Origin of the sequence: Chloroflexus sp., from assembly GCF_034434295.1 — a bacterium.
GTDB lineage: Bacteria > Chloroflexota > Chloroflexia > Chloroflexales > Chloroflexaceae > Chloroflexus.
Genome location: NZ_DAOTZQ010000087.1, coordinates 1 through 23,002, shown reverse-complemented (window position 1 = coordinate 23,002; position 23,002 = coordinate 1). Strand labels below are relative to the sequence as shown.

At 56.0% G+C, this 23,002-nt stretch carries 14 protein-coding genes and 1 tRNA gene; 3 read left to right on the top strand and 12 right to left on the bottom strand.

Annotated features, from left to right (window positions below; genetic code table 11):
• Positions 1-612: 612 nt before the first annotated feature.
• The 9 genes from ftsH to uvrC all read right to left on the bottom strand — a co-directional run bounded on the left by ftsH (position 613) and on the right by uvrC (position 12,380).
• Entirely contained in the window at positions 613-2,577 is a 1,965-nt protein-coding gene (gene ftsH, locus VAE57_RS12425) for an ATP-dependent zinc metalloprotease FtsH (RefSeq protein WP_322822193.1), read from the bottom strand.
• 202 nt (positions 2,578-2,779) lie between these two features.
• Positions 2,780-3,325, bottom strand: a complete 546-nt coding sequence (gene hpt, locus VAE57_RS12420) for a hypoxanthine phosphoribosyltransferase (RefSeq protein ID WP_322822192.1) — start codon at positions 3,323-3,325, stop codon at positions 2,780-2,782.
• 2 nt (positions 3,326-3,327) lie between these two features.
• Entirely contained in the window at positions 3,328-4,752 is a 1,425-nt protein-coding gene (gene tilS / locus VAE57_RS12415) for a tRNA lysidine(34) synthetase TilS (protein ID WP_322822191.1), read from the bottom strand.
• Between the two features lie 52 nt (positions 4,753-4,804).
• Positions 4,805-4,879 (bottom strand) — tRNA-Met (locus VAE57_RS12410).
• Positions 4,880-5,376: 497 nt separating this feature from the next.
• Positions 5,377-6,414 carry a sigma-70 family RNA polymerase sigma factor gene (locus tag VAE57_RS12405; protein ID WP_322822190.1) on the bottom strand — a complete coding sequence of 346 codons (1,038 nt, stop codon included), beginning with the start codon at positions 6,412-6,414 and terminating at the stop codon, positions 5,377-5,379.
• Positions 6,415-6,650: 236 nt separating this feature from the next.
• Complete coding sequence (locus tag VAE57_RS12400; protein ID WP_322822189.1) at positions 6,651-7,568, bottom strand: pseudouridine-5'-phosphate glycosidase; 918 nt, start codon at positions 7,566-7,568, stop codon at positions 6,651-6,653.
• A gap of 55 nt (positions 7,569-7,623) precedes the next feature.
• On the bottom strand, positions 7,624-8,793 hold the full coding sequence (locus VAE57_RS12395; RefSeq protein ID WP_322822188.1) for a DUF58 domain-containing protein: 1,170 nt from the start codon (positions 8,791-8,793) through the stop codon (positions 7,624-7,626).
• Positions 8,794-8,800: 7 nt separating this feature from the next.
• A complete protein-coding gene (locus tag VAE57_RS12390) occupies positions 8,801-10,408 on the bottom strand; it encodes a carboxyl transferase domain-containing protein (RefSeq protein WP_322822187.1) in 1,608 nt (535 codons plus the stop codon).
• A gap of 16 nt (positions 10,409-10,424) precedes the next feature.
• Entirely contained in the window at positions 10,425-12,380 is a 1,956-nt protein-coding gene (gene uvrC, locus VAE57_RS12385; protein ID WP_322822186.1) for an excinuclease ABC subunit UvrC, read from the bottom strand.
• A 339-nt stretch (positions 12,381-12,719) separates the two neighbouring features.
• Between uvrC and VAE57_RS12380 the strand changes: the two genes are divergently transcribed.
• Positions 12,720-13,751 carry a metallophosphoesterase gene (locus tag VAE57_RS12380; protein ID WP_322822185.1) on the top strand — a complete coding sequence of 344 codons (1,032 nt, stop codon included), beginning with the start codon at positions 12,720-12,722 and terminating at the stop codon, positions 13,749-13,751.
• Positions 13,752-15,277: 1,526 nt separating this feature from the next.
• Here the strand turns inward: VAE57_RS12380 and VAE57_RS12375 are convergent.
• From VAE57_RS12375 to argS, 3 genes are all read right to left on the bottom strand, one after another.
• Complete coding sequence (locus VAE57_RS12375; RefSeq protein WP_322822184.1) at positions 15,278-16,084, bottom strand: HAD-IIA family hydrolase; 807 nt, start codon at positions 16,082-16,084, stop codon at positions 15,278-15,280.
• A gap of 310 nt (positions 16,085-16,394) precedes the next feature.
• Positions 16,395-18,101 (bottom strand): DUF262 domain-containing HNH endonuclease family protein, encoded by a 1,707-nt coding sequence (locus VAE57_RS12370; protein WP_322822183.1) that lies wholly within the window; start codon positions 18,099-18,101, stop codon positions 16,395-16,397.
• A gap of 96 nt (positions 18,102-18,197) precedes the next feature.
• Entirely contained in the window at positions 18,198-19,922 is a 1,725-nt protein-coding gene (gene argS / locus VAE57_RS12365) for an arginine--tRNA ligase (protein WP_322822182.1), read from the bottom strand.
• 578 nt (positions 19,923-20,500) lie between these two features.
• On the opposite strand from argS, the gene VAE57_RS12360 reads away from it, so the two are divergent.
• Both VAE57_RS12360 and VAE57_RS12355 read left to right on the top strand, forming a co-directional pair.
• The gene (locus VAE57_RS12360; protein ID WP_322822181.1) at positions 20,501-21,520 is read left to right on the top strand and encodes a LacI family DNA-binding transcriptional regulator; all 1,020 of its coding nucleotides are present in this window, start codon (positions 20,501-20,503) and stop codon (positions 21,518-21,520) included.
• Between the two features lie 156 nt (positions 21,521-21,676).
• Positions 21,677-23,002, top strand: a 1,326-nt coding sequence (locus VAE57_RS12355) for an ABC transporter substrate-binding protein (protein WP_322822180.1), incomplete at its 3' end; no start/stop codon positions are given.

Sequence of the window (23,002 nt, the reverse complement as noted above, 5' to 3'; positions counted from 1 at the left end):
TACCGTGAGACGTGACGTAGTATGTCCATAGGAACTGGCTGCTCCTCACATCGTTCATGCGAACATACCACACGGTGTTGCGTGTAACGTCGTGCTGGTCAACCTGGCACTCAGCCTACGGGGCCTGCTCACAACATAGGTGGAAACTTGGGTTATGATAGCAAATCTTGATCCTGTGCATCATCGCCGAGACCATCAATCATCATTGCAAAGCCTCTTCATCAGAGTCGCGTACCGGTAGAGGTAGGGCTACGCCCCGCGCCTGCCGGTGCGCACGGCGAATGCGGAAGGGAGGTTTCCGTACTCTAAACGAGTTGGCAAGGGCGTGATGTTGGGGCTGCTTCCAACAGTGCGTCGCGACACGTCCCCATCCTAACCCGCCCCCGCTAGGAGCGAGAACCACCAGTGAAGGATGTCTCTCACCTTTGTGCGCCGGTTTGGGGGTGAGATACTCTGCTGGCAGCGCAACATGGGCTATGTCCGGTTGCGAGCAGAGCCGAGGCGTGCGTTCCCACTAAATCAGATTTGATACCAGATAGCTTCCGATTATGCAAAGCATCCCTACTGGTAATCTCGCCAGTAGGGATGCTCGACTACAATGAGACGGCGAATTTACGCTGAAAGTGGATTGGTACCACCAAAGCCGTGCTGCGATGCATCAGGCTGTATAGGTCGCTCATCAGATCGTCCATTAGGCGTGCTGCTCTTGCTCAGATCGAGCGCCAGCGGCTTTACCCGACGGATCATCTCCGTAAGTTGTTCACCATCAAGCGTCTCGTATTCGAGCAACGCATTCGCCATATCGTCAAGCACAGCCCGGTTCTGGAGCAGGATTTGCTGCGCCGTTTCATAGGCTTCGGTGACGATTGCATGCACCTCTTCATCAATCTGGCGCGCCACCTCATCACCGTAGTTGCGCTGCTCGCTGATCTCGCGACCAAGGAAGATCAGCTCTTCCTTCTCGCCGAAGACCATCGGGCCAAGGCGCTGGCTCATACCGTAGCGCGTGACCATTGCCCGGGCAACACGGGTGACTTGCATCAAATCACCAGAAGCGCCGGTTGTCACCTCGTCGTTGCCGAAGACAATCTCTTCAGCTACCCGGCCACCCAGCGAGACGGCCAGACGTGCCTTGAACTGGGAAACGGTGCGCAGGCTCAGACTATCCTCATCAGGCAAGAAGAGGGTATACCCACCAGCCTGTCCACGTGGAATGATCGTCACCTTCTGCACCTTATCGGCCTTCGGCAACGCAGCACCAACAATCGCGTGACCGGCCTCATGGTAGGCCACCACCAGCTTCTGGCGGTCGGTCATCACGCGCGAACGCCGCTCAGGGCCACCGATAGCAACCCGCTCGACCGCATCCTGGAACTCTGCCATGCTGATCTTGCGCTTCGAGCGTCGTGCCGCCAGAATCGCTGCTTCGTTCACAACATTCATCAGATCAGCACCTGAGAAACCGGGTGTCTGACGAGCGATCACCTCAAGGTTGACATCCTCGGCCAGAGGTTTGCCCTTGACGTGAACTTTCAGAATCTCGATCCGACCCCGCACATCGGGCGCATCGAGCACCACCTGGCGGTCAAAGCGGCCTGGTCGCACGAGCGCCGGGTCGAGCACATCGGGCCGGTTCGTAGCCGCGATCACGATCACATTCGTGTTGGTGTCGAAGCCATCCATCTCGACCAGAATCTGGTTGAGCGTCTGCTCACGCTCGTCATGCGAGCCACCCAAACCGGCACCGCGCTGCCGACCAACAGCATCGATCTCATCAATGAAGACGATGCAGGGTGCATTACGCTTGGCCTGATCAAACAGGTCGCGCACACGTGAGGCACCTACGCCAACAAACATCTCAACGAACTCGGAGCCGGAGATGCTGAAGAAGGGAACACCTGCCTCACCGGCGACTGCCCGCGAGAGCAACGTCTTACCGGTACCGGGCGGGCCAACCATCAGCACACCACGCGGAATGCGTGCCCCGAGCGCGGCAAACTTGTCAGGAAACTTGAGGAACTCAACAATTTCGGCCAGGTCCTGCTTTGCCTCTTCCTGACCGGCCACATCGGCGAAGGTAATGGTGGGCTTATCGCCGGCAAACATCCGTGCCCGGCTCTTGCCAAACGACATCGCCTGATTGTTGCTCCCCTGCGCCTGTCGCATAAAGAAGACGAAAAAGCCAATGAGCAGCAGGGTTGGCAGCAGAATGGTAAAGATGCTGAGTAAACCGCCCCATGCGGGTGCTGGCTGCACGGTTACGTTGATCGTCCGCCGGCCATTTTCATCGTACAACGGTACGTTGTAGTCGGCCAGCAACTGCATCACGCTATCCGAGGTTTCGACCCGTGAGCGGTATTTCTTACCATCCCTGTAGGTAACAATAATCTGTTCGTCACCAGCCTGCGCCTGAATTTCACTTACCAGACCAACCTGGGCGTCAGCAATGACATCGGCAATGCCTTTCTCTTCAGTCTGGCTGGCACCCTGACCGAAATATTGGAAGAACAGTGCTAGCGCTGCAACCAGAATGATGAGATAGACAAAACTATTCTTTAACCAACGATTATCATTCATACTTCATCTTTCTAGAGGGGTTGCCTCGCTATTTCCTGGTAGACCCAAACCAGACAATACTGAGGAATGAACCCCACTTATGAGGAATATGCGACCAAGACAGCAATTAGCTATCCTGTACGCCGCTTATTGGAATTATAGCATTAGCCGATCGCCGACGGCAAGGGAACAGATTACACTCAGAATGTGATCTGGATCACAACTACACTGATTGGTAAACCTCGGGGCGCAACACGCCAATGAAGGGGAGATTGCGATAGCGCTCGGCATAATCCAGGCCGTACCCAACCACGAAGGCATTCGGGATGTTAAAGCCAATGTAGTCAACCGGCACATCGGCAGTGCGTCGTTCAGGTTTGTTGAGCAAGGTACAGATACGCAGACTGGCCGGATTGCGCCGCAGCAATTGCGACCGCAGATATGCCAGGGTCAGCCCGCTATCAATAATGTCTTCGACAATCAATACGTGGCGCTGCGAAATGTCAGTATCTAAGTCTTTGATCAGACGAACCACACCTAACGACTCGGTACTGGCGCCATAACTGGCAACCGCGATGAAATCAATCGCAAGTGGCAGATCAATTGCCCGCGCCAGATCAACCATAAACATGGCGCAGCCCTTCAAAACGCCGACCAGCAGCAGATCACCGAGGTCGCGATAATCGGTACTGATCGCAGCAGCCAACTCAGCAACCCGCTGTTTAATCTGATCTTCCCCAATCAAAATGTAATCAATGTCCTGACGCATGCTTACTCCTGTCTTGTTGTGGCAGAATGAACGATCCCAATCCACATTGTAGCCTGATTCGACTCAGATGCAGCGATGCCAGCAGCAACTCGCAATCCAACGACCCAGAGAATCTGATCATCAGCAGTGGTAAGAATCGGCCAGGCAGCCCGCAGCATACGCGGCACGCGCAAATCAACGAACACATCCTGTAAGCGTCGCCGTCCGGGCGCACCGGCAGGTCGCATCCGATCACCGGGGCGCCGTGGTCGTAACTGCAACGGCGCCGCTGGCCGCTGAGCCAGTCCTAACCACCAGCGATCAGGATGCACCGGGGGATGATCCTGCACAACACACTGCCAGCCATTCGCCAGTGGCACAACCCCCTGATCCGGTAATGTCACAGGTGTTGTCAACTGCGGGCCAGGTGGCGGTAATGCCGATGGCAAGTGCAATGTCACTGTTTGCTGATCGCACACCAGGGTAACCTGGGGAGCGATCTGCGTCGAGCGACCAGACTGCCCACCGATGAGATGCAGGGCAGCATCGAGGTGGGCTAACCCCGGTTCCTCTGCACCGAGCTGAGCAATCGCACGCCGTAACGCATAGCGGCGTAGGGCTGGATGGATGCTCATCAGGGCAGCCCGCTCAAATACCACTTTGTCAGACTGCTGCTCAACGATGAGGTTCGGCCACTGATCTGCCAGCATGGTCTGAATAAAATCGTAATCTTCAGCACAGATACGAGCAGTACGAGTAAGAGCAGCAGTGATCTGAGGATTCTCGCCGGCAAGTTGAGGCAAAAGCACATGTCTGATCCGTGCCCGCACATAATGGAGATTACGGTTCGTTGGATCGTCGCGTGGGGTTAACTGATGATCAGCGCAGTACGCCGCCAGTTCAGACCGACTGACCGTTAACAGTGGTCGCAACAATGGTGGGCCGTGGGGCGGAGCCTGTCCGCTCTCAATCAGGGCTGCTGCCCATTCCGACCACTCAACCCGCGCCCGCATACCGCGCAAGCCAGCCGGCCCGGCGCCACGGAGTAAGTGCATCAAGACCGTTTCCGCCTGATCATCAGCCTGATGAGCAACGAGCACAGCATCGACGTGTTCGGCGAGAGCGGTTGTGGCAAGAAAGGTGTAGCGTGCAGTTCGCGCCTCGGCCGGTGTTGTTCCTGGTGGCAGGTGGGCACGTCCGACAATTGCCCGTACCCCCCAGGCCGTCGCAGTAGCAGCAACGAAGTCGGCATCTGCCGCAGATTCAGCACCTCGCAGGCCGTGATCGAGATGCGCTACAACTGGGGTCGGGCCACCAGCACGGTGTAATGTGCAGAGCATGTGCAGCAGGGCAAGTGAGTCGCTGCCGCCAGAGACAGCAACCAGTAGTCGATCAGAAGACTGCTCGACGTCCTCAGCACGTAAAAACTGGCGTAATAGCTCAAGCATGGTGGTATTGCACGATGAACGGAAACGCCGGTGAGCGTTGCTCACCGGCGACTGGTGCCGGAGGCGGGATTCGAACCCGCGACCTAACGATTATGAGCCGTTTGCTCTACCGCTGAGCTACCCCGGCGCAGTTCCAAAGTCTATCACTGAAGAGGAATTTCGTCAAGTTGTGAACACCAGAAATCATCACCACGGTGAGGTAATACGACCAGGTTATATCAACGCTCGCGTAGGGGCGGGTTCTTAACCCGCCCCTACAGAACTCGCTCATCGGTATCCGGCAGATGACAACCACGGATCATAGTTCACCGCATATTCGGTGATAGACAGTGATACTGTGCATCACTACTACACGACACGGACAACCCTGTCTGGCAACAGTATCCTCATCCGAAACGTCATCCTACTGCGTGCGTCGCGGCCACACCGGTGCTACGCTGCTGTGATCAGGCCCGGTGGCAGGGTGATCCCCTCACCGCGATACGTATCGTCTGGCATGCACGGGCGGTGTCAGCGATAGCAAAACGTGCGTTTGGGCAACACCGGGGAAATCTCGTCCCAAACGCACGTCAGGTGTCGTTGTGTGGCTACGACCGGCAGGCTGGCAGTCGGCGTCAGGTGCAACTACTCCAGATAATCGCGGAGATGCTGCCCGACTTCAGGACTACGCAAACGCCGGAGCGCTTCCGCCTCGATCTGGCGCGCCCGTTCGCGCGTCATACCGAGCACACGCCCTACTTCTTCAAGCGTCCGGCGCCGGCCATCGACCAGACCGTAGCGCAAATCGATAATCCGGCGTTCCCGATCATTGAGGCGATCGAGGGCAGCACACAGATCACGGCGCAGCAGCTTCTGAGCCGCCATTTCGCCCGGCGTCGGCAATTCTTCATCGGTCAGAAAATCGCCAAGCGTGTGTTCGCCTTCATCGCCGACCGGTGTTTCCAACGAAACTGGACGACGTGCCGCTTCGAGAATGCGCTGAATACGCTCAACCGGCTGGCCAAGCGCCATTGCAATCTCTTCCGCGGTTGGCTGACGTTCGAGCGATTGTGCCAGACGTTCGGCGATTCGCTTCACCTGCCCAACCGACTCGCTCATATGCACCGGCAACCGGATTGTCCGCCCCTGTTCGGCAATCGCCCGCGTCACCGCCTGACGGATCCACCACGTTGCGTATGTGCTGAAGCGATTACCTTTGTGGTAATCAAACTTCTCAACCGCACGCATCAGACCAATATTACCTTCCTGGATCAGGTCAAGCAGGGCAAGACCACGTCCAACATACTTCTTGGCAATACTCACGACCAGACGCAAATTGGCCTGAATGAGATGGCGGCGTGCCTCTTCACCCTGCTGAACCGCCTGAAGGAGTTCGTAGCGTTCGCGCGGTGTCAGGTTGGTCGCTGTAGCAAGCCGGGCTTCAGCCTCATTACCGCGTTCGATCCGCTCGGCCAACTCAATCTCTTCAGCCGCGGTCAGAAGAGAGACGCGACCAATCTCTTGCAGGTAATGCTGAACAGCGTCAAGGGTTGGCTCTACCTGCTCGATATCGCTCAGATCGGGAGAGAGAATCTCTTCTTCGTGCCCGAAACGTTCATCACGCTCGTGCGTGTGCAGTGATACTTCTTCTTTTTTCCAGGTTGACAATCGACGCTTGAGCATTGGCGGGCACTCCTGCCTAACTATGCAGCTATGACAAGACACAACAAAAATCTCTCCGCACTTGCGGAGAATGCCTACAGAGGCGCCCAGCACGTAACGAAACGGGGTAACGTGTGAGGTTTCAACCGTCGAGGATGTGACGGTGCAAGCTGTTACATCTGATAACAGCGATAGTTAGTATAAAAGCAATAACGCAATTTGTCAAGTACTTTGCACACGGTTTGTTCACCCAGGTTTCAACCCAATTCACTGATCCGAATAGCAACTTCAGCGGCTACACGGGTATTGTTTCGTAGCAAAGCAATGTTAGTCTCGATACTCTCGCCGCTGGTCTCTTCGGCCATGGCTGCCAGGAGAAACGGCGTGACTGCCGGCCCGCGTACACCTTCTGCTTCAGCGCGCGCCAATGCCCGACCAATCGCGGCTTCGACAGCCTCTCGTTCCAGGGCATGGCGTTCTGGTGGGGGAACGCAAAGCAGCATGCCACCGGGGGCAGCAAATGTGTGGTAACGGCGCTGAATACGCCACATTCGGGCGGCTGCCAGCGCATCAGCAGCAACAGCCGCTACGTTCAAACCGCTATGGGGAGTATAAAAGGCCGGGAATTCTACCGTCTGGTACCCAACCACCGGTACACCCTGAGTCTCCAGGTATTCGAGCGTCGCCGGCAGGTCGAGGATCGCCTTCGCACCAGCACACACAACCAGCACCGGTGTCCGGCCCAATTCGGTCAGATCCGCACTCACATCCCAGCTATGGGTTGCACCGCGATGAACGCCGCCAATTCCGCCGGTAGCGAAGACTTCTATCCCGGCCGCAGCAGCGAGTGCCATCGTTGCCGCCACTGTCGTAGCGCCATCGGCGTGATCGACAATTGCCGGACCAATATCACGCCGACTCAACTTGCGCACCCGATCACCGCCAACCGCTAGCCGTTCCAGCTCATTACCATTCAGACCAATGACCGGTACTCCTTCGATCAGACCGATAGTCGCCGGTACCGCACCCGCAGCGCGCACTTCCGCTTCCAGACCCTCCGCCACGGCCAGATTGTGAGGGTAGGGAAGGCCGTGGCTAATTAATGTACTCTCCAACGCAACCACTGCCCGCCCTTCTTCGAGCGCAGTGGTAACTTCTTCAGCAATGCGCAGCATAGTAATGTCTCCTCTTGTGTACTGCACCGGCATAAACGAAAGCACTTATCACTTTTCACGTACAAGGAATAATCGCCCCTGCACGATCTATCTGCAACGTGACGATACCATACTGTTGGGCATGGAGAAGATCGGTCAGGACTGGATCAGCCAGTACCAATACCACTTTCATTGCACGTTGACGGAAAGTTACCAGAGTCGTTAGGATTTGGGTGCTCAGGACACTGGTGATCAGAACCAGCGTTGCGCCAGGACGCAGGACAGACTCGCCCGTTATTACCTCTTCGATCAGTGGCGCGTCTGTCGCCGGTTCGATCCGACCAAGGCGAACCAATAGTTCGCGCAGATGTTCAATGCCGGTCGCAGGCAACAATGTGATACCAGCCTGGCGATGTAACGGATCGTAGCCGTTGCTGCACAAGCCAACTGCCTGCCGCCGCTGGATAAGCGTGGTAGCCAGGGAAGCTGTGGCAACAACTGCCCGTTCACGATTGTCGTAGGCAAACCGACCCGGATACTCAGCCTCGGTAAAAGCCAGCACAATCAGTGTTTCACGAGCAATGGTAGGGGTCAATTCACGTACCTGAAGATCACCGAGACGTGCGCTCGTTTTCCAATCAATCCGTCGCGGCGGATCGCCAACCTGATAAGTACGAACGCCGGTTTTCTGAGTAGCGTCCTCGAACAGACTCAGGTGATACCGCTCCTGACTGTAGGGGAGAGCTGCGATCAGATGAAGCAAGCGCAACGAGACGACTGCCGGGGTGACAGTGATTGGTGTTGATTTCCGTTCAGTAAGCTGCGTCTCATGCTGATCAAACACCGAGCCAATCCGCAGGCTGAGCGGCCCCAACCAGTAGAGACCACGCTGACGGCACTGAATCGGGTAACGCAGGGTATGGCTCTGACCGGGCCACAGGCTCAGAACCCATTGTCTGCGAGGCACATTGCTGAGCATAGCCGGAATATCTTCACAAATTACCAGGTACGGTAATGGCAACCAGCCACGGTAGGTAATGTGAATCTTAACCTCGGCCACCTCATCAGGTGCCAGTGCCAGAGGCGCATACCGTTGCCAGGTGAGCTGGTTACGAGCGATCCGCGGCCAGAACCAGCCCAGTACCTGGAGACCAATCAGCGTGTAGGCCACAAAGCCAACGACCGGTTGCGGATCCAATATCAGCCAGATCACAGCAATGCCGGTCACGATGCGTAAAGGTGTCATGACAGACCTACATACGAAAGACGCCGAAACGGGTCGGTTGCACCGGTGCTTCGGCAGCAGCCGCCAGGCCCAACGCCAGCACACGCCGCGTCTCTATCGGATCAATCACTCCGTCATCCCAGAGCCGGGCACTGGCATAATACGGATGGCCTTCCTGCTCATATTTCGCCAGAATCGGCGCCATGAAGCGTTCTTGCTCTTCGGGGGTCATATCCTGAGCACGGGCACGCAGATTGTCACGTCGGATGGTAAGGAGGACATTCGCGGCCTGTGTTCCACCCATCACGCTAATGCGTGCGTTCGGCCACATCCAGAGCTGGCGGGGCTGATAAGCGCGCCCGCACATACCATAGTTACCGGCACCAAAGCTACCGCCGATAATCACGGTAAACTTTGGCACATTCGCACAACTAACAGCCGTCACCAATTTAGCGCCATCTTTCGCGATACCGCCATTCTCATACTGCTTGCCGACCATAAAGCCGGTGATGTTTTGCAAGAAGACAAGTGGAATATTGCGCGCACAACACAGCTCGATAAAATGAGCACCCTTGAGAGCACTTTCGCTGAAGAGAATGCCGTTGTTGGCGAGAATTCCAACCGGGAAGCCCTCGATATGGGCAAAGCCGCAAACCAGCGTGGTGCCGTAGCGTGCTTTGAATTCATGCAAGCGGCTGCCATCAACAATCCGGGCAATCACTTCTCGCACATCGTAGCTCTGGCGAAAATCGCGTGGCAGAATGCCATAGATTTCCCGTGGATCGTAACGCGGAGGCTCCGGATCACGCAATTCCCAATTCACCCGTTGGCGAGGCCCCAAATGGGCAACGATGTCACGTACAATGGCCAGCGCCTCGCGATCATCGTTGGCAAAATAGTCAGCCACTCCGGAGATACGGGTATGGACATCGGCCCCACCCAGTTCTTCGGCAGTGACCTCTTCGCCGGTAGCCGCCTTGACCAGCGGTGGCCCACCGAGAAAGATGGTGCCATTGCCCTTCACAATCACAACTTCATCACTCATGGCCGGGACGTAAGCCCCACCAGCGGTACAACTACCCATCACGCAGGCAATTTGGGGAATGCCTTCGGCTGACATCTGGGCCTGGTTGTAAAAGATGCGACCGAAATGGTCGCGGTCGGGGAAGACTTCGCTTTGCAGGGGGAGATAGGCACCACCACTATCAACCAGATAGATGCAGGGCAGGTGGTTTTCGCGGGCAATCTCCTGAGACCGGAGATGCTTTTTCACCGTCAGCGGGAAATAGGTGCCGCCCTTCACAGTGGCATCATTGGCGATAATCATTACCGGGCGCCCGGCTACACGGCCAATCCCGCAAACGATACCGGCGGCAGGCACCTCTTCATCGTAGACGTTGTAGGCAGCCAGCGCACCGATCTCAAGAAAGGCACTATCAGGATCGATCAACGTATCAATCCGGTCACGCACAAAGAGCTTGCCGCGTTCTTCATGCCGACGACGCTGTTCAGCACCGCCACCCTGGCGAATCTGGGCCAGGCGTTCGCGGAGATCGGCAGCCAGCGACTGGTGATAGGCAAAGTTGGCCTGAAAATCGGGGCTGTTGGTTTGGATATGCGAATGGATAATCGACATTGCTCTTCTCCGACAACTACAGCAAACTCTTCAGCTCTTCGGCAGCCTTGCGCGTCATACCCGGCACGGCAGCAAGTTCATCGATACTGGCCTGACGAATGGCGTCAAGGGAGCCAAAAGCCTTCAGCAGGGCACGCTTCCGTTTGGGGCCGATGCCGGGAATATCTTCCAGGGATGAACGAAGGGTCGCTTTGCTGCGCAGCTTGCGGTGATAGGTTATGGCAAAGCGATGAGCCTCTTCGTCAATCCGCTGGATCAGGGCCAGCGCTTTGCTATCACGGGCCAGCACTAGCGGCTCGCAATCGAGCCGAATCAGATCGAAACGATTGCGATCAGGGCCTTTGGCAACGCCAACCACCGGAATCTGGGTAAATCCCAGGTCGCGGAGGGCTGCCGACGCGGCGGCAACCTGCGCCTGCCCACCATCAACCAACAGCAGGTCGGGCAACTCTGCCCAACTCTCCAGGGCTTGTTGGTCGGTATCGCCCATCTCAGAGGTCTTATTATCGTCATCGGCAACCATCTCGGTGACGGTTTGGGTCTCGCCAAGTGCCTCAGCAGCTCGCCGGAAACGACGGCTGATTACTTCATGCAACGAAGCAACGTCATTGGCACTGCTCACCGTCTTGATCTTGAAGCGACGGTAATGGGCCGGACGGGGTGAACCCCGCTCGAACACCACCATGCTGGCAACTGAGTGTTGTCCCTGAATATTTGACACATCGTAGCACTCAATGCGGTGAGGCAGGGCAGGCAGCTCAAGCAGATCGCGTAACTCGCTGAGCGCAGCGACAGCACGTTGCTCGGAATTGAGCCACTGTTCGCGAATTTCGCGCAGCTTCTGACGTGCGTTGTTAGCAGCTAGCTCAACCAGTTGTCGCTTCTCACCCCGGCGGGGCACCGTAATTTCGACCCGATGGCCACTTTTCTGTTGGAGCCACGACGCGATTATCATTGGCTCCTCAACATGATCGGCCAGTAACAGGTTGGGTGGAATGTTGGGGGCATCCTGGTAGAACTGGGTGAGGAATGAGGTCAGCAACGCCTCATCACTCTCGCCTTCGGTACCCTGGAGGGTAAACGGTTCGGCGTTGATAAGCTTACCGCCCCGGATGAAGAGCACCTGCACGACCGCACTGCCCTCTTCGCGGGCAAATGCGATCACATCTTGATCGGTGTCAACCGTGCGTAATACCTGCTGGCGCTCGGAAATCTTCTCGATAGCCTGAATGCGATCACGCAGGTATGCGGCACGCTCGAACTCAAGCTGTTCAGCGGCCTGCTCCATCTGGGCACGTAACTCGCGCACGATTTGATCACTCTTGCCTTCGAGGAAGCGACAGACGGCGTCAATCGCCTGCCGATAGGCTTCTTTTGTCACCAGACCGGGCACACACGGGCCTAAACAACGACGCATCTGGTAGTAGAGGCAGGGCTTGCCCAGTTTACGGTGACGATTAAATTTATCGTCTTTACACTCGTAAGGCGGGCGAAAGGCAAAGAGCCGATTGAGGACATCGAGTGCCTGGTAAACGGACCCGGCACTGGCGTAGGGACCAAAATAGCGTGCCCCATCGTTGAGCACCTGGCGGGTCGCGAAGACACGTGGCCAATCTTCGTTGACCGTCACCTTGATGTAGGGATAGCTCTTATCGTCTTTGAGCAAAATGTTATACGGAGGGCGATGCTGTTTAATCAGGTTCATTTCCAGCAGCAACGCCTCTAATTCACTTTGGGTGACGATAATGTCAAAATCGGCAATATGGCTGACCAGCCGCCGGGTTTTGCCGCTCAGGCTGCGTGGTGAGCCGAAATACGAACGCATGCGGTCGCGCAACCGTTTGCTCTTGCCCACGTAGAGCAGACGGCCATTGGCGTCTTTCCAGAGATAGACGCCGGGCTGGTCGGGCACCAATCGCAGCCGTTCAAGAAAGGCCGTGTGATCGCGGATGGCAGTATGACTAAGATCCATAACGCCCGGATGTTACCTCATCATCGTATATTGTTCATCTTCACCATGCTTCGACAGGTATCTCAATCATATCATACCGGTGATGGCAGTAGTGTGGAAAGAAACAGTCGCGTCGCCGCAGTGACGCCATCTATCGGTGAGAGCGCTTATACAGCGGTGCGTTCGGTAGCTGATGCGAGAGATGAGTGACCGGATAACACATTGGTGCCTATATTCAGGTATTATTCATCTTAATGGTATATTGTCAATGGCGAGGGGGAAAGAGTACGCAGGATGGGCTGCCAATACAAGAGATGCCTGTCCTGCGTTCTCTTTGTACGACAGATTCAAGGATGTGCTATGACAACCACGCTACCATCAATTCGCAAACAACGAGATCGGCAACCACGCCTGCGCTATTCGCCGCGCTGGATCGGGGCAGGGCTGGCCGGGAGCGTCCTGGCGGGTTTAGCCGGTTTCTACGGTGGATTACCGATCACGCTCGCACTGGCGGGTGCAGGTGCAGTGAGTGCGGGCTATGCCCTTACTATTGAACCCCGACGGATCCGGCTGACGGTGAAAGACCTTTCTTTTGAGCAACTGCCATCTGGACTGGATGGTTTGACGATTGGCCAGTTGAGCGATCTGCATCTTGGTCATCGTTACAGTTTCACAAACGCACATCAGGCGATTGATCAACTGCTGGCGATGCAGCCCGAAATCATTGTGTTGACCGGTGATCTGGTGCAAACGTGCGCTGCGATCAGACGACTCCCTGAAGTGCTGCGGCGACTGCATGCCCCACTCGGTGTATATGCCGTACCCGGCAATCACGATTATTGGGAAGGCATGCCGCACATTGCGACCCTGCTATGCGAACACGGCATTCAGTTGCTGATCAACCGCCATCGCCTGATCGAGCGTCAGGGCGCTCGTCTATTACTGGCTGGGGTTGATGACCATTGGGATGGCAGTCCCAATCTGGAGCTGGCAGTCGGTGGCGCACCAGCCCACGACTTCCGCATCCTGCTCGCTCACTGTCCCGATATTGCCGATGAAGCCGCCACAGCCGGCTTTCATCTCCAGCTCTCCGGTCATACCCACGGCGGTCACGTGCGTCTGCCCGGTTTGGGACCACTCTGCCTGCCACGCCACGGATGGCACTACGACATGGGACATTTTCAGGTTGGCTCGATGCACCTGTTTGTCAGCCGTGGTGTCGGTGGTCTGCCACTACGTCTTGGCTGTCCGCCCGAAGTCAACCTGTTCCAGTTGCGTCGGATCGCCGACGAAACTGGCGACGCACAAAGCGCCACATTGCCCGCACACGGCGATCACGGCGAAGAAGCCAGATCCCAACTACCATCAGCGGGATCGCCGGCCAGAGATTAACCGGCGACGTTCCGTGACGAAAGGCGGGCAGATTAGCAACCAGCCAGATACACAAGGCACCTAAATAGCCGACGACACCGGCTTTGATCCCAACCAGCAGCGCTAGCGTCAACAATGCCAGTGGCCAGCCCGCCGGATGGTCGGGAATGTGACCAAACAGCAACGGCACGATCAACAGGGCTACCCCAAGCGAGGCGAGGGCGATTGCCAGCCGACGGCGAATGCCAGTCGGTTGCTCGAAGACGAGTTCGTCGCGGTACGGCTGAGGTGAAGGCGGAACGAGTTCGAGCAGATTACCGGGTGAGGCAAAATCGTAGGGTTGCACCTGCCAGGCCAGAGTCAGTCCTTCCTGAGTCGCTAGTGATGCCAGGGCAGCAAGGTCAGGTCGGGCAGCAAGTGAAGGCGGGAGAGACGCTAGATCGGCGGGCGCCGCCGGCAGATGCACGGCAAGATCGAGAGGAATCTCGACTCGTTGCCGCACATACAACGCACACAACAAGCCATACACCTGGCGAGCGCGATACGGATCGATGAGCATGGCGTCGCGTAGGGTGAGTGGGCCAAGAGCGCGTTGTATCCATGCGGTCAACAATTCGTCGAGCAGAGCACGACCATCGGGATCGAGCACCGTATCAAAATCGCCGGCCCGCAGACGGCCACGGATCGTTTCTGGCGACTGAGTACGGATCAGCTCCAGGACATGGGTGCGGTCGTAGATCACAATAGCCGGCTGAATCATACGCTTCTACCAGGTGCTTCCATACATAAAGCCAAAACGACATGCATGATATTCACGCTTTTGGCGTTTTGTGTCAAATTGGTATCAAGTGATCACTGTGAGTTAGCAGGGGCGACATACGTCCGGTACAGAACACGAGAAAGCGGAAGTATGGACCCGCGCCTTCCGTAGTGCTGTACGTGTACGAAGGACGAGTGGAGTAGCCGGTGTGATTCGATCTGAAACCGGTTCCAGCGCAGTGAGGCGCTAAAAGTTCGGGATTACCTCTTCTTCATCAGGCCACACTACTATCCAAATCTTGAATAACACAGTGCATTATACGGGTTGTCAGACCTGTGCTGGCAGGCTACCAGCGTGCTCCTAGCGAGCCACCAGCAGGTGGTAAGTAGCGTGCGAACTGATTCATACGCTATCACGCCCAGGCCGGAGGCGCACGCTCCCAAAGCGTACCGACACGCCCCCACCCTCACCCGCCCCCGCTGGGAGCGGGACCTTACGGTGCCGGATGGATCCCGCTATCGCGGCTTGGCTCGCGCTGCCGTTACTCCGCCAGAAGCAAATATGGCGGGCTAGATGGGAGCGTGCGCCTCTAGCGCGCTCCCGGAGCGTACCGACATGCCCCCACCCTCAGCTGTCCCCGCTAGGGAGGGAATTGGTAGTAGTAGCGCGCCGGAGGTGTGCGGTTCCGGGGCGTACTGGCACTTGCCAGCGCAGGGTGGCGCCTGAAAGTGTGACGTTCAGGTGACGTAGATAGTGTTCAATGACTCCTGATTAAACCAGATTCGACTCAAGATGTGCGCAAACTCGCCTGCCAGCGGTCGAGCAGTTCGGGTAGATCGGCGACAATCAGATCGGGGCGGATGGGGCCAGTTGTCGCTTCAGCCAGCGTACTGACGCCGGTCAAGACCAACACAGAAGGCATGTTTGCGGCGATTGCACCGGCAACATCGGTATCGAGCCGATCACCCACTACCAGCGTCTGCGCCGGCGTTGCGCCAAGCAAGGCGGCACCAATGAGAAACATGGTTGGTGCCGGCTTGCCGATCACAAGCGGGGCAACAGCGGTTGCCGCACTGAGTGCTGCGGCAACCGCACCGGCACCGGGAATGAGACCCTCTTCGCTGGGAAAGGTGCGGTCGGGGTTGGTGGAAATGAAGCGTGCACCACGCCGGATATGCAGCGTTGCCCGCTTGAGGCGGTCGTATGTCAGCGTAAAATCAGCCCCTTGCACGACCAGATCGGGGGATTGGTCGTCTTCGACAAAATAGCCATCGGTGAAGAGCGCTTCACGTAGCCCTTGCATACCAACCACAAAGACCCGGGTACCGGATGGGTACTGGTCGCGAAGATACCGTGCCGTTGCCTGCGCCGAGGTAATCACCCGACTTGCTGGCAGCGTAATCCCCATTGCTGCCAGCTTCGCCTCGTATTGCTGCGGCGTCATTGAGGCATTGTTGGTGGCACAGGCAAAGGCAATCTGCTGTTCGGTGAGAAACTGGAACAGATCGGAAACTCCCGGCAACGGCGTCTGCCCCCGGTACAGCACACCGTCCATATCGAACAAAACGGCGCGGATGGTATTGAAGGAGAACATTTTTAGCCTTTCCATGATCGCAGTGCGAGAATATTGGCATCTCGCAAACCATCTCAGTTCAGAACAGAAGTTATCTCTTTGTTGAGCATATCGCAAGTATTGACCAACGGTCAATCGGCTGTATTGTCAATACCACGACATGCCAGGATGCTTGCAATTACGCGAAAGCCGTACACACTTCGTAACGACCGATAAACTGGCTCGTTATGGACATGATGATGCGTGAGGAGTAGAGACAGCAGTCTGGCTTCGATACAACCAGACGCGCAGGGGAGTGATGCTGTAGAAGGATGGATTTGTGAAACAACATCTACAGATCGATGCGCCAGATTGATGAGGCAAGCCTGGCCATCTCATGCTGTCGTGCAGCCAGGCGCTCTGGCGTCCACTCTTCTTCGTCGGCCAGTTTTTTCGTGAGGTGAAACTCACTATCCTTGTAAATAGCTCGCTTCTGGGCAAATGGTTTATTAGCGGCGTCTTTATTGCGACTACTCTCAAGCATCGTCATATTGCCCAAACGATAGATGAAGGAGTCTATATCACGATCACTAAAAGCATCCCATCCCGCATCGGGTGACTGCGGCAAAATATGTTCAATGGTATACGCAGGAGAGTCTTGATCAAACTCAATCCCACCAACCTGCCGCTCGAGCTTGCTCAGGATATATCGCACGATCCGTGCATTACGACTCTGCGTGGTTTTAATCGATTTCTCGGCAAAATCTGCCCGGAATGCAGCATCACTACGATAGATAGGATATAAGGCTTGCAACGCAAGGTGAACATTCGTTATCGTTCCCTCGTGAATCTTTTTCGCCACTTCGTGATACAGTCGCTCCTGTTCACCTGGATGCTGTGAACCAATGACATTGTAACGAAACGAGATAACGACCGTTGCCCGCAGCAACCTGGCAAAATCCTGTTCAGCAAACTGGCGTCTGGCTGCCATCAGCATCGGATAGGGCTGGCGTACCGAAAAAAGACGAAGCTCGCGAGCCGAGATCTTCCAATCGGAAGGCCAATCTGAACCCTCGGGTTGGGTGAGAGCAAGGTAGGTATCGACATCCTCGTCCATCTCGCGCAACAGCGTAAATACCGCTTCGCGGCTCTGGATGCGGCTGCGGATCGTCTTGAACAGCTCAGACTGGCGCGCAAAGCTATACCGACTGTTCCAATGCATACGCAGAAAATCTGGAAAGCTCTCACTACCTAACCGACCAACCAGTCTTTCCCAACGGCGCTCCAACTCTTCTAATTCACCTGTGGCCTGTTGACCGCGAGCCAGGACGGAAAAGAGATAATTTTTGAGCAGATCGGTCGCCGATAAACGAACACCACGGGCATTGAGGGTCTCAAAAACACGATACGCATTTAGTTCATCGGCTACTGTGATGACAGTGAAGAAGAGCTTATCACTCATCGTCTCAATAAACTGCGCCAAAGCACGGCCTTGATCGCCATCGGCTCTGGTATATTCATTGAGACGACGTTCAAACCATTCAAAGGCTTTCCGCATCGTCAACGTGGAAGCCGGAAACCCACGCTGCGGAAGCGGATCGGTCAGCGTGACTAGATAATCTCGATAATACGGATCGTTCTGCCGGTTGAGTGAGAGCTTGTTCTGCGTCATAAGCGTCACCGGATTGAGGTAACCGATATAACTGGCCCGTAACTGCGTCAGACGAATCTGATTGGCCTCGGCCTCAACACCGCTGCTGATGAGACGCTTAAGCAAGCGCATCGCCGCCAGAACGATCAGACTCAAGGTGGTGAGGCGCTGCTGACCATCGATAACCTCAAATACCCGATTGTCAACTGTCTGGAGCACCAGATAGCCCATGTAGTGGGCATGTTCACCATCGGCAGGGAGGGTGCTCTGAATATCGAGCCACAGATCTTCCCACTCTTCCTCACTCCAGGAATAGTCGCGCTGGAACGGCGGTATACGGTAGGTAAGACCGTTCCCCAAGAGCTGGCGGTAGGTTCGATTTTCTGTGCTGAAATTGGTTGCCGTCATATGCACCTCAACCTCTGCCCGAGAGTTGGATGTATCGTAGCAAAGACAATGCTCCAAACACCTGCCCGTACACCTGATCGCCAGCGTAGAATCTGCCTACATCCGTTCAGGTGCCTGAATACCCAGTAACGCCAGTCCATTCCGTAGTGCATTGGCGGTTGCCGACACCAATTGCAGACGCGCTGCCCGCAAGGCCGGAGTTTCAGCCCGCAACACCGGGCACTGCTCGAAGAAGATACCGAACTCGCGAGCGGTGGTGTAGCACCAGTCGGCAATCACGAAGGGAGCATAGCGGGCACCAGCCTCGCGTACCGCTTCAGGCAGGCGCGCCAGATGGCGAACCAGACGTTGCTCGCTCGGATGGGTGAGCAGCCCTGGATCGGCCTCAGTGCTCAGCATACCCTCTTCGGCGGCACGGCGCAGAATCGAGCGGCAGCGTGCGTGTGAATACTGGAGATACGCGGCACTATTCCCTTCAATCGATAGCATGCGATCCCAATCGAGCGTAATGTTGCGGCGAGGGTCCTGGTAGAGATCGTTGTAAATCACTGCCCCAATGCCCACCGCCTCAGCGATCTGTGCCCGTTCTTCCGGTGACAGGGTTGGGCTTTTCGCATCCACTAATGCCCTGGCACGGGCCACGGCATCATCGAGCAGTGATTCGAGATAGACCATATTCCCCTTCTTGGTAGAAAGGGGTTGACCATCAGGGGTGGTAATAACGCCAAATGGCACATGGATCAATTCAACATCGTGGGCATACCCCATTGCTCGCACAATCGCGAAGAGCTGTCGAAAATGCAATTCCTGGCGGGCGTCGACCACATAAATGATGTGAGAGGGATTGAACTCTTGCAAGCGAAACTTAATCGTCGCAATATCACGGGTGATGTAGACAGTACCGCCATCGCTCCGCTGCACAATAAACCGGGGCAGCTTATCAAGTTCGGCGACAACCGCCCCATCAACATCACGAAACGCTGCGCCCGATTGAAGCGCTTCTTCGATCACGCCAGGCAGCATCGCTTCGTAGAAACTCTCGCCATAGGCGTAATCGAAACGGACACCCAGCCGGTCATAGTTGCGCTGGGCTGCCCGCATCGTCAGATCAACGCACCACTGCCACAGCTCACGGGCCGTTGGATCGCCCTGTTCAAGAGCCAGCGACCAGCGCCGGGCTTCGTCTTCAAGGGCCGGATTATCTTTCATCTCGGCATTGTAGCGGGCGTACAGCGCCTCCAACTCTGCCATCGCCGCTTCCCCCTCGTTCTGCGGGCGACCGTAGCGCTGCATTGCGGCCAGGATAATACCAAACTGCGTCCCCCAATCACCCAGGTGATTATCACCGATCACGCGATAACCGAGGGCACGGAAAATATGGACTAACGCCTGCCCGATAATCGTTGAGCGGATATGACCGACGTGCATGCGCTTGGCAATGTTGGGTGATGAATAGTCGATAACCACCGTCCGGTTAGCACCATCGGCCACAGAGCCGTAGGCATCGCCGTATGTCTCAATCTCTGCCAGCACGGCTGCGGCTAATCGCTGTGGGTGGAGCGTAACATTCAGAAACGCACCGGTAGCCGTCACCTCGCCAATCAGCGAATCGGATGGCGGAACAATTGCTGTCGCCAGATCGGCAGCCAGACGCACCGGATCGACGCCAAGTGCCTTTGCCGCTTTGAAGGTCACAAATGTGCGATCAGCGGGAATGTTTGGTTTTGGTGTCGTAATCTCAATCAGATCAGCCGGTACTTTGCCGGTGGCGACAATGGCCGCCTGAATATCGCTAATAAATCGTTCGAGCGCGTAGCGCATACGTGTGCTCCTTATATTGCTATGTCAAGCCTTAGTATACCGCATATCGTCGGGGACAGGCGTCGTAAGGAAGTATGGATTCCAGCAGCCCTCACCCACTGCAAGAGCGGGCACACGCAAACCCAGGCGGGAGATTAGAGTCAGGAGACGACCTGGGTGCACTCAACCCGGCCCCCGACCAGGCACCGGTGGAGCACATTCACCCCAGCAGGGGTACCGCTCCTCACACGCCCGTACACATGGCTGGCACGACAGCGAGGATTCCGCACTCCACACCGGTGTGTAATCCTACGGTGTGCGAGAGGCAACACCGATACTACGCATCCACGTTCAGGGATGGCGCGATTAGTGGATAGCGTGCTATGACCACTGCAACACCAGATGTGATATACACACTGAAACGAAACAAGCCGGCGCCCGTCATCCACCGGGAACAATCACACGGCGGGGAACACATGAGCGTCACGTCCTGATTCGCCAGATAATTCCCAGGCGAACGTTCGCTTTTTCCTCTTGACAAGTCATCAGGTGGGGTGTATGATAAAGGCGAACGTTCGCCTAAAAAACTTGTGATGTCTATGACAGCCTCGAAAGTCACGCTCAAAGATGTAGCGGCGCGCGCCGGAGTTAGCTATCAAACCGTGTCTAAGGTGCTGAACGGCGATATGCAGGTCGCGCCCGAAACGATGGAGCGGATTCAGGCGGCAGTGCAGGAATTAGGCTATCGGCCCAACCGCATTGCACGCAACATGCGCGCCGGGCGTAGCTTTATGATTGGGTATTCGTGGACGCAAACCGAACCCGGTCAGGTTAACCATATTCTTGATCAGTTCTTGAGCAGTATGGTGCGCGAAGCAAGTGCGGTTGGCTATTACGTTTTGCCATTTCCATTTTTCGAAGGTAAATCGCAGATTGACTCGTATCGCGATCTGATCCGAAGTGGTAATGTAGATGGATTTGTTCTTTCAAGTGTAAATTATCACGATCCGCGCATTCAATATTTACTGAAACAAAAATTTCCCTTCGTCGCCTTCGGTCGCTCTAACCCGGAGTGGGATTTTGCCTGGGTAGATATTGATGGTGCTGCCGGGACACGGCAGGCTATCGAGTATCTGATCGGGCGTGGTCATCGGCGCATTGCCATCCTGGCCTGGCCGGAAGACTCACGGGTCGGTAATGACCGGTTGCAGGGATACCTTGACGCTATGCGCGCCGCAACCATTGATATCGAACCAGGCTATCTGTTGCGGGGGGAAGGAACGTTCGAGGTTGGACGGGCAATGACCCTGCATCTGCTAGAGTTGCCACCCGAACGACGACCGACGGCAATTATGGCGCTTAACGATACGATGGCAATTGGGGCGATGGCCGCAGCCCGTGAATGCGGTCTGGAGATTGGCACCGACCTGGCAATCGTCGGCTTTGACGATGCACCTATGGCGCAATATCTGTTTCCTCCACTCACCAGTGTGCGTCAGCCGATTGCCGAGGCCGGCCATAAATGCGTTGAGCTGCTGGTATCACTAGTAGAAGGACGCCCAATCGAGCAACATCACATCTTACTATCACCATCACTGATCATCCGCGCTTCTGCCTAACAACAATCGATAATGTTCGTTCCTGATCATCGGTTGGCGATGATCGGGTAGTGGGTTATTGTGCTACGCGAGGATGGTAAAAAATGGTTTGAAATCGCATCGTTTTTCACAATTTAATCAGTGCTGAATTCTTTATCATTGGTGAAAGGAGTAGATATGCATCGCCTGATCAAATTCCTCATCATGCTGACTGTGCTGGCATTGGGATTAAGCGCCTGTGGTCAGACCACTACCCAGCCAGTAGCACCGGAGCCGCAAACCGTCCGCGAGACGGTGACGGTGCGTGAGACGGTGACAGTACGCGAAACGGTCGTTGTCCCGGCAGAAAAGACGGTCGTGCGTGTGTCAGGGTGGGCTTCCAGCCCGGCTGAAACTGCCCAGCTTGAGTCGCTGCTCTATCGCTTCTCAGTTGAAAATCCAGACATCCTCGTGAAGTACGAGCCGATCACCGGCGACTACAAGCAAGTGTTGCTGACCTCGATTGCGTCCGGCACTGAACCCGACATCTTCTACGTCGATATCTTCTGGTGGCTGGAGCTGGCAACCAACGATGCCCTCTTACCGCTTGATGACTTGATGGCAAGCAGTGGTGTCTCACGCAACGATTTCATCCCTTCACTGATCGATGCGTTCACCTATGAGGGTAAGACCTACGGCATTCCAAAAGACTTCAACACCCTCGGTATGTTCTACAACAAGGACCTCTTCGACAAAGCCGGTCTTGCCTATCCGACCGATGACTGGACGTGGGACGATCTACGTGAGGCAGCGGCAGCGCTCACCGATTTGAGTGATCCGAACCGTCCGATTTATGGCTTCTGCACACCACCCGATCCAGGTCGGTTCCCGGTCTTCGTCTTCCAGAACGGCGGCATGGTCATGAATAGTGACTACAGTGACACCATGCTCGACGGCGAGGCAGCGGTGAAGGCAGCCGAATTCTACACCTCATTCCGCACACAGAACATTGGTGCACTACCCTCAGATCTGGGTGAAGGCTGGCAGGGCACACTCTTTGGCAAGGGTCAGTGCGCTATGGTCTACGAAGGTGGTTGGCTGATCCCGTACCTGCGCGATCAGTTCCCCACCACCAAGTACGGCGTGGTCATGCCGCCCGCCGGCCCTGGTGGTGAAGGCAATCTGATCTTCACCGTTGCCTGGGGTATCTCGGCCAACACCAAGAACCCGGATGCAGCCTGGAAGGTGGTGAACTTCCTGACCAGCGAGGCCAGCCAGAAGACGGTGCTCGAAAGCGGGTTTGCGCTGCCGTCACGGCAATCGCTGCAGAATAGTGACTACCTGAAGAACAATCCCAACTCGGCTGCCATCTTCAACGGTTCGTTCTTTGGTGCACGACCCTTCTTCTGGGGTGCGGTTGGTTCAGATGTGAATGACCAGATGTCGAAGGCGCTGGAGCGCATCTTCAAAGAAAATCAGCCCGTTCCAGACGCGATGAAACAGGCGGCGGATTCGATCCGGAAG